Origin of the sequence: Solemya velum gill symbiont (genome assembly GCF_002020255.1) — a bacterium.
GTDB lineage: Bacteria > Pseudomonadota > Gammaproteobacteria > Chromatiales > Chromatiaceae.
In genome coordinates, this window is record NZ_MPQG01000009.1 from 62,266 (window position 1) to 76,530 (window position 14,265).

Sequence of the window (14,265 nt, forward strand, 5' to 3'; positions counted from 1 at the left end):
TGGAAAATATCCTCTCCATTTCCCCGCTTATCTAAAGCCATTTCCTTCAAAACAGAATTTGAACTTGCAATTCGTATCTCCTTTTTGCTATGTTGCGCCGCAATAATAAGAAATACTGCGTTGCAGCATAAGCAGTATTGATAACTGGGGAGGTGAACATCATCAGATTCAGATGATTTCCCACCCTGTTTACGGATGATTATAAAAACTGGATACGACCCCAATGAGCCATACATTCAAACTCAAAAAGGGCCTGGACCTGCCTGTCGAGGGTAGACCTAGCCAGGTTATCGAGGATGGTAACAAGGTTGAGACTGTCGCCATTCTCGGGCACGACTATGTAGGCATGAAACCCACCATGCTGGTGAAGGAAGGCGAACGCGTCAAACTCGGACAGGCATTGCTGGAAGACAAGAAAAATCCGGGCGTGATGGTGACATCACCCGGATGCGGTACCATCAAGGCGATTCATCGTGGTGCGCGTCGCGTATTGCGTTCAGTTGTGATCGAACTTGATGGCGATGAGGCAGAAGAGTTCCAGCGTTATGATCCGGCAGAATTTACCAGCATCGATCATGACACTGTTTGCGAACAGCTGCGCCACTCGGGACTCTGGAACGCCTTCAGAACTCGCCCATACAGCAAGGCACCTGAAACAGGCTCGGTTCCATCCGCCATTTTCGTCACTTCTGTAGATACCCGACCTCTCGCGGCAGACCCGATGGTGGTCATCAATGATGCTCGTGAGGAGTTCAACCAGGGATTGGCACTGCTGACCGTGATGACGCACGGTAATGTCTACGTCAATACAGCAGAACCGTATGAACTGCCAACTCACCTTGAGCGGGTCGTAAATACCTGCTTCCAGGGTCCCCATCCTGCGGGTCTGCCAGGAACACATATGCATATGCTTGAGCCTGCGCACGCAGGCAAAACGCTCTGGCATATCAATCACCAGGACGTGATTGCCTTTGCACGCTTCTTAAAGAGCGGTCGCCTGCCGGTTGATCGTGTTGTTGCAATCGGCGGCCCAATGGTGAAAAACCCTCGCCTGTTGAGGACACGCATGGGAGCAAATACAGAAGAGTTGTTGAAAGATGAACTCGAAGCCGGTGAGTGCCGCATTATCTCCGGCTCTGTTCTGGCAGGTAAGAAAGCAGCCGGCTGGGGACAGTTCCTTGGCCGCTTCCATAACCAGATCAGCATTCTGCCTGAAGGTCGCGAACGCGAACTACTGGGATGGATCAAGCCCGGCAGGAACAAGTTCTCCGCAATCAACTCGCACTTGAGTTCCCTCTTGCCGAGGAATCGCCTGTTTCGATTTACCACTTCAACCAATGGCAGTCCGAGAGCGATGGTGCCGATCGGTAATTACGAATCCGTTATGCCGCTCGACATTTTGCCAACGCAACTGCTGCGGGCTCTTGTTACAAGAGACACGGATCTTGCACAGCAACTCGGTTGCCTGGAACTCGACGAGGAGGATCTTGCGCTTTGCAGTTATGTCTCCTCATCCAAATTTGACTATGGCCTTGCACTGCGTGCCTGCCTGGAACAGATAGAGAGGGAAGGATAATGTCACGTACACGTCGTTTTCTTGACCGGATCGAACCCGATTTTCTACCGGGTGGGCGATTCGAAAAAATGTATGCCCTCTACGAGATGGTCGATACATTCCTCTATACACCTCCAGATGTCACACGCAGCTCACCGCATGTTCGTGATGTAATTGATCTTAAGCGTGTCATGTCACTGGTTGTTGTTGCAGTTATGCCTGCACTTCTGTGGGGGCTCTACAATACCGGCTTCCAGGCCAACAGTGCGATGGCTGCAATGGGTATCGAATCTGCAGGCGGCTGGCGTGCCGATGTTCTTGAAGGTCTCGGGATCGGTTACTCTGCCGACTCGATATTTGCCAGCTTTGTACATGGCCTTACTTACTGGTTACCCATCTATATCGTCACCCTGGCGGTCGGTGGCTTTTGGGAGGTGCTGTTTGCAGTCATACGCAAACACGAGGTCAACGAGGGCTTTCTTGTAACCTCAATGCTCTTCTCTCTGACGTTGCCGCCATCGATTCCACTCTGGCAGGTTGCGCTCGGCATCAGCTTTGGTGTCGTCATTGGTAAAGAAGTTTTTGGTGGAACCGGCAAGAACTTCCTCAACCCGGCACTGACGGGCCGTGCATTTCTCTTCTTTACCTACCCGGCTGCCATGTCAGGCGATGCCGTGTGGACAGCAGTGGACGGCTTCTCAGGTGCAACTCCCCTGTCGCTGAGTGCTGCAGGTGGTGTGGAAAATATCATCGCATCCAACCTCACATGGTGGGATGCCTTCTTCGGCAATATCCAAGGGTCGATTGGCGAGGTATCAACTTTCGCCATTCTGCTTGGCGGTGTTTTCCTGCTGTATACGAAGATTGCCTCGTGGCGTGTCGTCGGTGGTGTTTTCGTTGGTATGACTGCGACAACACTCTTACTCAACCTGATCGGCTCAGACAGCAATCCCATGTTTGCCCTGCCTTTCTACTGGCACATGGTACTTGGCGGCTTCGCTTTCGGCATGATCTTCATGGCGACAGATCCGGTTTCGGCGGCAATGACCAACAGGGGGCGCTGGTGGTACGGCGGACTGATCGGATTCATGGCCGTGCTGATCCGCGTCATCAATCCTGCGTTTCCTGAAGGCATGATGCTCGCCATCTTGTTCGGAAACATCTTTGCTCCGTTAATCGACCACTTCATTGTCCAGGCCAATGTCAAGCGCCGTCAAAAGAGGATCGCATCATGAGCCAGGATACAGCACAAACCATTGGCGGACCGATCGGTCGCATCCTCGCGATGCCGAATGACTCGCAGACCAAGACTATCGTGGTTGCTCTGGCCTTGTGCCTGGTGTGCTCGATTATCGTTGCGGCTGCTGCCGTCGGATTGCGTCCCTTGCAAGAGGCAAACAAGGCACTCGACAAGCAACGTTATATCCTCTCCGTTGCCGGGCTGGATATAAGCGGCAATATCCAGGCAACTTTCGATCAGAGCATCGAGACACGTCTTGTTGACCTAGCCTCAGGTGATTATGTCGAAGAGATGGACGCAGCAGGTTATGACCAGCGCAAGGCTGCAAAAGACCCGCAACAGAACCTCACTCTCTCGTCGGATGTCGATATTGCTTCAATCAAGGCCCGCGCAAAAATCGCAAGTATCTACCTGGTCAAGAATGGCGACACAATCACGCGCGTGATTCTGCCAGTCCACGGTTATGGCCTGTGGTCGACGCTCTACGGCTTTCTGGCTATCGAACCGGATGGCAACTCGGTCTACGGACTCAAGTTCTATGATCATGCTGAAACTCCAGGTCTTGGTGGTGAAGTTGATAATCCCAAGTGGCAGGCCAAGTGGAATGGAAAACAGCTGTTTGATGCCAACGGCAAGCAGGCGCTCAACGTGCTTAAAGGGAATGTCTCACCTGATAGTAAATTCTTTCAGCACGAGATCGATGGACTCGCAGGCGCAACCCTCACCAGTCGTGGTGTCAGCAACCTGGTGCGTTTCTGGACAGGCGCCAACGGTTTCGGCCCCTACCTTACCAAGTTCAAGAACGGAGGAGCCTGATCATGTCTAAATCCACTGCACGCCAGGTCCTGTTTGATCCGCTGATCAACACCAACCCGATCACACTGCAGATCCTCGGTATCTGCTCGGCACTGGCGGTAACAACCACGCTGGCTGCTGCACTGATCATGTCGCTTGCCCTGACTTCGGTCACGGCATTTTCGAACCTCTCGATCTCGATGATCCGTAACCATATCCCTTCATCGATTCGTATCATCGTACAAATGACCATTATTGCGTCTCTGGTAATCGTGGTTGACCAGATACTCAAGGCATATGTCTACGAGATTTCCAAGCAGATGTCGGTCTTCGTTGGCCTGATTATCACCAACTGTATCGTGCTTGGTCGTGCCGAGGCATTTGCAATGAAGAATCCACCAATGCTGTCATTTATAGATGGTATCGGTAACGGCCTCGGCTATAGCCTTATCCTGATTGTCGTCGGCATCTTTCGTGAACTGCTCGGCTCAGGATCACTACTCGGTTACGAGATCCTGCCACTGGTCAACAATGGAGGTTGGTATGAGCCCGCAGGCATCATGCTGCTGCCGCCTTCTGCATTTTTCCTGATTGGCCTCTTTATCTGGGGTGTTCGCACATTCAAAAAGGATCAACTCGAGGAGCCTGATTTCAACATCCATGATCCAAACCACGAGGAGGCGAAATAATGGAACATTACATTTCCCTTTTTCTGAAGGCGGTCTTCGTCGAAAACCTGGCACTCTCCTTCTTCCTCGGGATGTGCACCTTCCTTGCGGTCTCAAAAAAAATTGAAACGGCTCTTGGCCTAGGTATTGCCGTGGTCGTGGTACAGGCGATCACGGTCCCGGTCAACAACCTACTGTTCCAGTTCTTGTTAAAAGATGGCGCACTCGCATGGGCCGGACTTCCTGAAGTCGACCTGAGCTTCCTCGGTCTCATCAGTTACATCGGCGTCATCGCTGCACTGGTGCAGATTCTGGAGATGCTACTGGACAAGTACTTCCCTGCACTCTACAACGCTCTCGGTGTTTTCCTGCCGCTGATCACAGTCAACTGTGCCATCTTGGGCGGCTCGCTGTTCATGGTGGAACGTGACTACAACTTCGCAGAGTCTGTTACTTACGGTCTCAGTTCAGGTATTGGCTGGGCATTGGCAATCACGGCGCTTGCCGGTGTGCGCGAGAAACTCAAGTATTCGGATGTGCCTGCCGGCCTGCAAGGTCTTGGCATTACATTTATCACGGTTGGTCTGATGTCTCTCGGCTTCATGGCTTTCTCCGGCATTCAGTTGTAAGGGAGGATAATCACAATGTTAGAAATTTCACTTGGTGTCGTCCTTTTTACTGTCATCGTTATTGCCCTGGTATTCGTCATCCTGGCAGCAAAATCAAAACTCGTCCCCAGCGGTGACATCGCAATCCTGATTAACGGCGAAAAGGAGATCCATACCAGCCCCGGCGGCAAGCTGCTACAGGCACTGGCCGATGCAGGTATCTTCGTGCCTTCTGCATGTGGCGGTGGTGGAACCTGTGCACAATGCCGCTGCAAGGTATTTGAAGGTGGTGGATCTATCCTGCCGACAGAAGAGTCGCATATCTCCAAGCGTGAAGCTGCGTCAGGTGAACGTCTCTCCTGCCAGGTAGCCGTCAAGCAGCCAATGAAGATCGAAGTACCCGAGGAGGTATTCGGCGTCAAGAAATGGGAATGCACCGTGCGTTCTAATGACAATGTCGCCACCTTCATCAAGGAGCTTGTACTGGAACTGCCGGATGGTGAAGCTGTCGACTTCCGAGCCGGCGGTTATATTCAGATCGAATCGCCTCCCTACCATGCAAAATTCACCGATTTTGATATTGATGAAGAGTATCGCGAGGACTGGGACCGCTATAACCTGTGGCAGTACGAAGCCAACTTCAAAGAGGAGTCGATGCGCGCCTACTCAATGGCGAACTACCCTGAAGAACAAGGCATCATTATGCTCAATGTACGTATCGCCACGCCTCCGCCGCATGTACCAGATGCTCCTCCCGGTATCATGTCCTCCTACATCTTCAACCTCAAGCCAGGTGACAAGGTGATGATCTCCGGGCCGTTCGGAGAGTTCTTTGCCAAGGAGACTGATGCAGAGATGGTCTTTATCGGTGGCGGAGCCGGCATGGCGCCAATGCGTTCGCATATCTTCGATCAGCTGCGCCGTCTCAACTCGAAGCGCAAGATGAGCTTCTGGTATGGTGCCCGTTCGAAACGTGAAATGTTCTACGTTGAAGATTTCGACATGCTCGCGGCAGAGAACAGCAACTTCCAGTGGCACGTGGCCCTCTCTGATCCACAGCCGGAAGATAACTGGGATGGTTACCAGGGATTCATTCACGAGGTGCTCTATAATGAATATCTCAAGGATCACCCTGCACCGGAAGATTGTGAATACTATATGTGTGGACCACCCGTCATGAATGCTGCTGTTATCCAGATGCTTAAAGACCTCGGTGTCGAAGATGAAAACATCCTGCTCGATGATTTTGGCGGATAAGCGGCATCGCATCACCCTGACCACTACCGGCAGGATCATGCTGGCAGTGGTCAGCCTGTTTCTGCTTGCGTCCTGCAGTAGTGAGCGTCAGGCGATTAAACTCAGCGGCAGCACAATGGGAACCGGTTGGTCAGTCAAGTACTGGTCTGACGAAACCCTGCCCGACAAGATGCAGGTACAGCAATCTATCCAGTCTCAACTCAACAGCTTTGAGCAGATGATGTCGACATATCGAGCTGACTCCGACATAACACAGTTCAATCACAGCAATTCAGTTGAATGGCAACAAGTACCAGCAGAACTGGCGGAAGTGACTTCTGCAGCGCTGGAAATCTCTGCCCTGACTGATGGTGCCTATGACATCACGGTTGAGCCACTGGTTGAGCTGTGGGGATTCGGGCCTGTAGAAACAAATGGCAAGAAACCCTCTGTCGAGGAGATTGATCTGGCTCTGAGAAAAGTCGGCTACCGTAAACTTTCTGTCAATCAGAATCTCTCACAACTCAGAAAATCAAATGCTGATCTCTCCATCGATCTCTCGTCGATTGCCAAGGGATACGCGGTCGATCGCGTTGCACAACAGCTCAATGCGCTGGGCATCCCGAATTATATGCTGGAGGTTGGTGGTGAACTCATCACCATGGGACGAAGCCACCGTGGCAATGCATGGCGCATCGCGATCGAAAAGCCGGTCGATGGCATGCAAAGCGTGCAACTGGTGATTAGTCCCGACAACATGGGCGTTGCGACATCCGGTGACTACCGCAACTACTTTGAAGATGATGCAGGCATGCGTTTCTCACACACCATCGACCCGATCACTGGACTACCGGTAAAAAACAGAATGGCTTCAGTGACAGTCATCATGCCAAGCGTCATGTTAGCTGACGGCTATGCCACCGCCCTGATGGCACTGGGCCCGGACAAGGCGATGGAGTTGGCAGAGAAAAACAGAATTGCTGCCTATTTCATTATTCGGAATGGAAAAGAGTTACACACTGAAGCGACATCAGCATTCGCAAAATATATTCACGGCGAGGAACAATAATGGAAATATTTCTGGTCACATTCATCGTCATGCTCATTGTTGTCGCAATCATGGCTATAGGATTACTGCAGAACAAACAGATCAAGGGCTCCTGTGGTGGCCTCAACACCATTACAGGCCTCAAGAGTGCCTGCAGTTGCGATTCGCCCTGTGAAAAACGTCTTGCACGTGAAGCAGAGGCTGCTGACAGGCATGCAGAAACAAGCTGATATATATATTTTGACTTGCCAATTCTGGCAGGCAATAGTATCTGAATAAATAGAAAATAGAGTACTTGCGGAGGATCACAGGATGGCTAAAGAAGTATTACGCGCACTGACAGTAAAACAGTACATGGCACGTGACATTGTCACCTTCAAGCCCGATACCGGCGTGATGGATGCCATCCATACTCTGATTACACGTCGTGTTTCAGGTGCACCGGTTGTAGATGATCATGGCAATGTTGTCGGTATTCTTTCCGAGAAGGATTGTATGCAAGTAATGCTCAACGCCTGCTATCACGAGGAGCTCGGCGGTAAAGTCTCCGAATATATGAAAACAGATGTACAGGCAATCGAGGCGGAAACCAGCATTGTTGAAGCTGCTGAAATGTTCAACTCCTCTCCTGTGAGGCGCTTTCCGGTGGTTGATGACAACTCACTGGTCGGCCAGATCAGTCGCCGCGATGTCCTGCGTGCACTTGAAAAGATCTGGTAACGATGACTGGCTATTAGAGTAATTCTTATACAGGCAATGTGCCCGTTTTGACCATTCCGCACCATTCCAGTGCGGAATTACTCGCTTTTCTATCTCAAGGTCATTTAACTATAAACTCAAGGGAAATCTTTTTTTCCTACTGTAACAATAACTTAATAATTACCTAGTAAAATCCTCAGTATTGGCATCTTTATTGCACTATCTAATATTACTAGACTGGTACGCAAATACTCTAAGAGGGTTTTCAAATGAGAAAACAGATCGAAACAACCACAGCACTGATGCTACTGATGTTCAGTACACCACTACTCGCTGCACAGTCGGAAGGCTCTTCCGTAAGGCTCCAGTCAGCCAGTCTGTTTGATGAACCGGGATTTCTTGTTGCGGTAGTCATCAGCCTGGGAATACCACTTGCAGTGGCCATTTTCAGGGAGATCCGTGAATCAATGCAGATTAATCAGCTGATTCACAAGTAATAACAGACAACAGAACAGATTTCAGCGCCCACGGCGCAACGGGAGTCCGCATACGGGTATTCTGTTGTGAAGTGGGCGTTACGCGTTTATACGGCAACACCAGTCATATTCCTCTGCCCCCTAATCTCCCCCAAGTCTCACTACTAGTTTGCTAATTTATCATCTGGCGGCAGAAGCTGAGATACGTAGTCAGCAAGCGCCTGAAATTGGGTGTCACTCAATGTTTTAACACTCTCCATCATTTCCGGGTAAGCATTCCTGCGTTTACCATCACGAATCCATATCAGTTGCCGTAATAGATACTCGTAATGCTGCCCCTGAATAAGAGGATAAAATTTCAAGGCATTGCCTTCACCATTTGCACCATGACAAGCTGCGCATTTTTCCTTATAAAGACGTTCAGCGTTTTCAATGTCATCGCTTTCACCGTATTCAGGATATGGCTCCATTGGTAAGGTTGATATGTAAGCAGCGACATCTGAAATAGATTGTGGGCCACCCAGTACCGATTCCCGAGCAAATGGATACATCTCGGGGTTATCACGGTTTCCGGCACGAATATCAGCCAGCTGCTTGATAATTACACTGTTGTGTTGTCCAGCAATCTGGGGAAACCTTCCGTCAGTGGTGCCCCACCCATCATCACCATGACACTGAGAACAGTTTTCTTTGAACAGGATTTCACCTTTAGCAACATCAGGAGATAACTGCATTGCCTGGGATAACTCATCATCGAGTGGAGCATCGGCTATCACGCGAAATGAAAGCAATACTGTGGAAATAAGAATAATCGAATGCAAAATTTGACGATTCATGGAAGTAGATTGATTCTGCAACAGTCTCCGGGATAGATTCTATCACCCCAAGATTTGGACTGATATCTCTGTTGTCATACCGGCCTTGAACCAGCATCCATGAGTAAGTTTGCAATTCACGGTGGACCCCGGGTCAAGCCCGGGGTGACGGTATTACGGTACCGGAGATCTCTAGATCAGGTTCATCAAAATGGCCGGGAAGAGTCCCAGGGCGAGCATCGCCAGACCATTGATTGCCAGCATCACCTGTGCTGCTCCACCAACTTCAACCTCGACATCATCAGTCGGTTTATCGAAGTAGACGTGTTTGACAACACGGATGTAGTAGAAGGCACCAATGATCGAGAAGAACACTGCAACCAGTGCCAGCCAGGTCAAGCCGACCGAGACGATTGCTTCCAGTACGAACAGCTTGGCAAAGAAACCGACAGTCGGTGGAACACCCGCCATAGAGAACATCAGCAACAGCATGGTTCCTGCCAGCCAGGGGTGTTTTTCATTGAGTCCCTTGAGCTGGTGCAACTGGTCAACCTCAAGCCCTTTTCTGTCCAGGGCAATCAGGACACCAAAGGCACCGGCAGCCATGGCTGCATAGGCGATGACATAGAAAATCGCTGCACGATAGCCTTCATCAGAACCGGCGAGAATGCCCAGAAAGATGAAACCAACGTGTGAGATTGTCGAGTAGGCCAGCATGCGCTTGATATTCTCCTGCGCAATCGCAACGAGATTACCAAGAGCCATCGACAGTACAGCGAGGATGATCAGCATCATCTGCCATGATTCCTGCAATTCACCCAGACCGTCGACCAGTATGCGCATGGCAAGACCAAGGGCTGCAATTTTTGGCAGTGAACCAACCAGCAGTGTCACAGGCGTTGTGGCGCCGTCGTATACATCAGGCACCCACATGTGGAACGGTACTGCACCGAATTTGAATGCAAGGCCAATAACGACGAATACGAGACCGAAAACCAGAACGATGTCACTCTCTTTACCAACGACTGCCTGTGCGATTGAAGGAAAGTCGAGTTTGCCTGTCGCACCGTACAGCATCGAGATACCATAGAGCAGCAGGCCGGATGCCAGTGCACCGAGGATGAAGTATTTCATCGCCGCTTCAGCACTCTTGGATGAATCACGATTGAAAGCGACCAGTGCGTAGAGGCACAGTGAAAGCAGCTCAAGACCGAGATAGAGGCTGATGAAACCGTTGGAAGAGATCATCACCATCATGCCCAGGATCGCAAACAGCGTCAGAGTCATGAACTCGCCGCGCCACTGACCACTCTTCATCAGGCCTTCACGTGCATATATGAACACAGGCACAGCAAGAAAGAGCAGCGACGCCTTCAGAATGTCACTCATGGGATCACGGATATAGGTGCCATCAAACACCACCTGCGTGGTCCCGTCAGCAAGCATCACGGTAGTGCAGCCAGCTGCCAGCAAGGTAAACAGGGTGAGCATGAAAGGCCAGGTGCGTTCTTTGTCAGTGACCATCAGGTCAATAACCAGAACCAGGGAGACACCCACCAGCAGAATGATTTCAGGTAACAGAGGAATCAGCTGTGTTGTATCAAATGCCATCAGATCAGCCTCCTACCTTGGATACAAGAATATGTTGCAGCAGGTTCGTGACACTCACGTCCATCACCTCGATCAGTGGCGCAGGCCAAACACCCAGCAGCAATACCATGAAAGCGAGTGTACCGAGAACCAGTGCCTCGCGAGCATTGATATCCTGCAGGCTCGCTACGCTCACCTTGGTGACATCGCCAAAGACGACGCGCTTCACCATCCACAAGGTATAGGCTGCACCGACAATCAGGGTCGTTGCTGCAAGCAGTGCAAACCAGAAGTTGGCACGGAAACTGGCAAGAATCACCATGAATTCACCTACGAAACCGGAGGTACCTGGCAGACCCGCATTCGACATGGCAAAAAAGACCATGAATGCAGCAAACCAGGGCATCACGTTGACGACGCCGCCATAAGAGGAGATCTCCCTCGAATGCAACCTGTCATACAGGACACCGACACACAGGAACATGGCCGCCGAGATAAAACCGTGCGATACCATCTGCACCATGCCGCCTTCAAGGCCAAGCACAGCACCGGAATCGGCAGCAGAGTTCTGCGCGATCATGAAGACAATGAAGAAGCCCAGGGTGACAAAACCCATGTGCGAGATCGACGAGTAGGCAATCAGCTTCTTCATGTCGCTCTGTACAAGGGCAACGAAACCGATATAGACCACCGCAATCAGTGAAAGCAGGATAATAATCCAGTCGAGTTCGTTACTGGCATCCGGAGTGATCGGCAGGCTGAAACGCAGAAAACCGTATCCACCAATCTTCAGCATGATCGCTGCCAGGATGACGGAACCGCCGGTAGGCGCCTCAACGTGTGCATCGGGCAGCCAGGTGTGAACCGGGAACATCGGCACCTTGACCGCAAAGGCAAGGAAGAAAGCGATGAAGATCAGTATTTGCTCTTTAAGGCCCAGTTCGAGCACATGATAATCGAGAATCCCCATGCTGCCTGACTGGAAGTACATGTAGATCAGTGCGACCAGCATGAAAACAGAGCCAAGGAATGTGTAGAGGAAGAACTTGATCGTCGCATAGACGCGGTTCGGTCCGCCCCAGATACCGATAATCAGAAACATCGGAATCAGCATCGCTTCCCAGAAAACATAGAAAAGCATTGCATCAAGTGCAGCGAATACACCAACCATGACGCCTTCCATGATCAGGAATGCAGCCATGTAACTCGCCGGCTTGTACTGGATCACTTCCCATCCGGCAATGACAACAAGAATTGTAATAAATGTCGTCAACAGGATCAGTGGCATGGAGATGCCATCAATACCGAGATGGTAGTTGATATCGTATGCCGCGATCCATGGAGTATTTTCGACAAACTGCATATCTGCAGTCGTGACGTCAAAACCGCTCCACAGCGGAATGCTAAGTAAAAAGGTCAGAACAGCAACCACGAGAGCCAGCCAACGAGAGACGTTCGGGGCTTTGTCACCACTGCCGAGCACCAGCAAACCGCCTATAATCGGCAGCCAGATGACGGTGCTCAGTATCGGAAAATCTGCAAACATGCCCTAACCTATTCCTTCTATTCTGTAGATAATCATTGAAGAATCACGAACCAGCCGACAAGGCCAATCAATCCGAGAATCATCGCAATTGCATAGTGATTGAGAAAACCTGTCTGCAGGTAGCGCGCAACACTTGCGAGCCAACCAACACCATGCGCTGAGCCATTTACAGCCACACCGTCGATCAGGAACTGGTCACCGCCCTTCCAGAAGATCTTGCCCAGCATGCGACTGCCGCCGGCAAATACAAACTGGAAGAGTTCATCAAAACCGTACTTGCGATCGAGAATCGTGTAGAGCCAATCGAAACGTACCTTGATATCGAGTGCGATCGAAGGCTTCATCATGTAGATGTACCAGGCCGTCAGGAAGCCACCCAGTGCGAGCCAGAAAGGTGCTTGCATCACGCCGTGAACGACAAAGCCAAGCGCACCATGATAACCCTCGCCCATGTGTGCGAGCACATCATTAGCCGAATCGACATAGATCGCATCCTTGAAGAACTCACCAAACAGCATTGGTTCAATTGTGAACCAGCCGATAACCACTGACGGAATCGCCAGTAGCACCAGTGGCACAGTCACAACCCACGGTGATTCATGCAGATGCGCCTTTGCATGCTCATCGCGTGGTCCATTACCGTGGAAAACGAGGAAGAACATACGGAAGCTGTAGAGAGCAGTGACAAAGACGCCCGCCACCAGCAGGTAGTATGCGTAATTCGTACCGAAGCGATCAGCAAGATGGACAGATTCGATAATCGCATCTTTTGAGAAGAAGCCTGAGAAGAACGGCGTACCAATCAGTGCCAGTGATCCAAGCAGGGATGTAATCCAGGTGATTGGCATGTACTTCCTGATGCCACCCATGTTGCGGATATCCTGGTCATGGTGCATACCAATAATGACGGAACCGGCTGCGAGGAACAGCAGCGCCTTGAAGAAGGCGTGGGTCATAAGGTGGAAAACACCAGCAGCATAGGCCGAGGCACCCAGTGCAGCAATCATGTAGCCAAGCTGCGACAGGGTCGAATAGGCAACCACGCGCTTGATGTCGTTCTGCACGATACCGATCAGTCCGGTAAAGAATGCCGTGGTGGCACCAATAATTAGAACAAAGCTGAGAGCGGTTTCGGAGAGCTCGTAAAGCGGAGACATACGAGCCACCATGAAGATACCAGCGGTAACCATGGTTGCGGCGTGGATCAGTGCGGAGATCGGCGTCGGGCCTTCCATTGAGTCCGGCAGCCACACATGCAGCGGCATCTGTGCCGACTTACCCATTGCACCGATAAACAGCAGGACACTGATCACTGTCATCAGCGACCAGCTTGTCCCCGGGAAAACAGTGATCTGTTCATTTGCGAGACCGGCAGATTTCTCGAACACCTCGGCGTAATCGAGGCTGTTGGTATACATGGCAATTGCTGCGATACCGAGAATAAAGCCGAAGTCACCAACACGGTTGACCAGGAACGCCTTGAGGTTTGCAAAAATGGCTGTCTCTTTCTTGAAATAGAAACCGATCAACAGGTAAGAGACAAGTCCGACCGCTTCCCAGCCGAAAAAGAGCTGCATGAAGTTGTTCGACATGACCAGCATCAGCATCGAGAAGGTAAACAGGGCGATATAGCTGAAGAAGCGCTGATAGCCCTCCTCATGCGCCATGTAACCAACTGTATAGATATGCACCATCAGCGAGACGAAAGTCACAACCGCCATCATCATCGCTGTCAGCTGGTCTACAAGAAAACCGATCTCGAAGCGCAGGCCATCACTCACCATCCAGGTATAGAGGCTGAGGTTCTGTGATTCGGCATCACCATGGGTGAAACCAAGCAGCACGTAAATTGACAGCACACACGAGATGCCGACACCAATAATTGTTACCCAGTGTGCGCCTGCCTTGCCAACCTGGTTTCTCCACAAACCGGCAATGATGGCGCCAATCAGCGGGGCAAGAACAATTGTCAGATAGATAGTCTCCACG

The 14,265-nt window shown here is 51.0% G+C and carries 14 protein-coding genes; 10 read left to right on the forward strand and 4 right to left on the reverse strand.

Annotation, left to right across the window (positions count from 1 at the left end):
• Window positions 1–223 precede the first annotated feature (223 nt).
• The 10 genes from BOW06_RS07780 to BOW06_RS07825 all read left to right on the forward strand — a co-directional run bounded on the left by BOW06_RS07780 (window position 224) and on the right by BOW06_RS07825 (window position 8,346).
• Window positions 224–1,576, forward strand: a complete 1,353-nt coding sequence (locus BOW06_RS07780) for a Na(+)-translocating NADH-quinone reductase subunit A (RefSeq protein ID WP_043115636.1) — start codon at window positions 224–226, stop codon at window positions 1,574–1,576.
• Entirely contained in the window at window positions 1,576–2,790 is a 1,215-nt protein-coding gene (locus BOW06_RS07785; protein ID WP_078454609.1) for an NADH:ubiquinone reductase (Na(+)-transporting) subunit B, read from the forward strand. The genes BOW06_RS07780 and BOW06_RS07785 overlap by 1 nt, the downstream gene beginning before the upstream one ends.
• Window positions 2,787–3,611, forward strand: coding sequence for a Na(+)-translocating NADH-quinone reductase subunit C (locus tag BOW06_RS07790; protein ID WP_230208702.1), 825 nt, complete (start codon window positions 2,787–2,789; stop codon window positions 3,609–3,611). The genes BOW06_RS07785 and BOW06_RS07790 overlap by 4 nt, the downstream gene beginning before the upstream one ends.
• Before the next feature lie 2 nt (window positions 3,612–3,613).
• On the forward strand, window positions 3,614–4,279 hold the full coding sequence (locus BOW06_RS07795; RefSeq protein WP_043115630.1) for an NADH:ubiquinone reductase (Na(+)-transporting) subunit D: 666 nt from the start codon (window positions 3,614–3,616) through the stop codon (window positions 4,277–4,279).
• Window positions 4,279–4,887 (forward strand): NADH:ubiquinone reductase (Na(+)-transporting) subunit E, encoded by a 609-nt coding sequence (gene nqrE, locus BOW06_RS07800; protein WP_078453264.1) that lies wholly within the window; start codon window positions 4,279–4,281, stop codon window positions 4,885–4,887. Before BOW06_RS07795 ends, nqrE begins: the two co-directional genes overlap by 1 nt.
• A 15-nt stretch (window positions 4,888–4,902) precedes the next feature.
• A complete protein-coding gene (nqrF, locus tag BOW06_RS07805) occupies window positions 4,903–6,123 on the forward strand; it encodes an NADH:ubiquinone reductase (Na(+)-transporting) subunit F (RefSeq protein WP_078453263.1) in 1,221 nt (406 codons plus the stop codon).
• On the forward strand, window positions 6,089–7,171 hold the full coding sequence (locus BOW06_RS07810; RefSeq protein WP_162181078.1) for an FAD:protein FMN transferase: 1,083 nt from the start codon (window positions 6,089–6,091) through the stop codon (window positions 7,169–7,171). Before nqrF ends, BOW06_RS07810 begins: the two co-directional genes overlap by 35 nt.
• Window positions 7,171–7,380, forward strand: a complete 210-nt coding sequence (gene nqrM / locus BOW06_RS07815; RefSeq protein WP_043115626.1) for a (Na+)-NQR maturation NqrM — start codon at window positions 7,171–7,173, stop codon at window positions 7,378–7,380. Before BOW06_RS07810 ends, nqrM begins: the two co-directional genes overlap by 1 nt.
• A gap of 82 nt (window positions 7,381–7,462) precedes the next feature.
• Entirely contained in the window at window positions 7,463–7,870 is a 408-nt protein-coding gene (locus BOW06_RS07820) for a CBS domain-containing protein (protein ID WP_043115625.1), read from the forward strand.
• Window positions 7,871–8,118: 248 nt separating this feature from the next.
• Window positions 8,119–8,346, forward strand: coding sequence for a hypothetical protein (locus BOW06_RS07825; RefSeq protein ID WP_078454611.1), 228 nt, complete (start codon window positions 8,119–8,121; stop codon window positions 8,344–8,346).
• A gap of 143 nt (window positions 8,347–8,489) precedes the next feature.
• Here BOW06_RS07825 and BOW06_RS07830 read toward each other — a convergent pair whose 3' ends face one another.
• From BOW06_RS07830 to nuoL, 4 genes are all read right to left on the reverse strand, one after another.
• Entirely contained in the window at window positions 8,490–9,161 is a 672-nt protein-coding gene (locus BOW06_RS07830) for a c-type cytochrome (RefSeq protein WP_052131975.1), read from the reverse strand.
• Window positions 9,162–9,332: 171 nt separating this feature from the next.
• The gene (nuoN, locus tag BOW06_RS07835) at window positions 9,333–10,751 is read right to left on the reverse strand and encodes an NADH-quinone oxidoreductase subunit NuoN (RefSeq protein WP_078454612.1); all 1,419 of its coding nucleotides are present in this window, start codon (window positions 10,749–10,751) and stop codon (window positions 9,333–9,335) included.
• A 4-nt stretch (window positions 10,752–10,755) separates the two neighbouring features.
• Window positions 10,756–12,276, reverse strand: a complete 1,521-nt coding sequence (locus BOW06_RS07840) for an NADH-quinone oxidoreductase subunit M (protein ID WP_078453259.1) — start codon at window positions 12,274–12,276, stop codon at window positions 10,756–10,758.
• A 32-nt stretch (window positions 12,277–12,308) separates the two neighbouring features.
• Window positions 12,309–14,264, reverse strand: coding sequence for an NADH-quinone oxidoreductase subunit L (gene nuoL / locus BOW06_RS07845; RefSeq protein ID WP_078459482.1), 1,956 nt, complete (start codon window positions 14,262–14,264; stop codon window positions 12,309–12,311).
• Between the last annotated feature and the right edge of the window lies 1 nt (window position 14,265).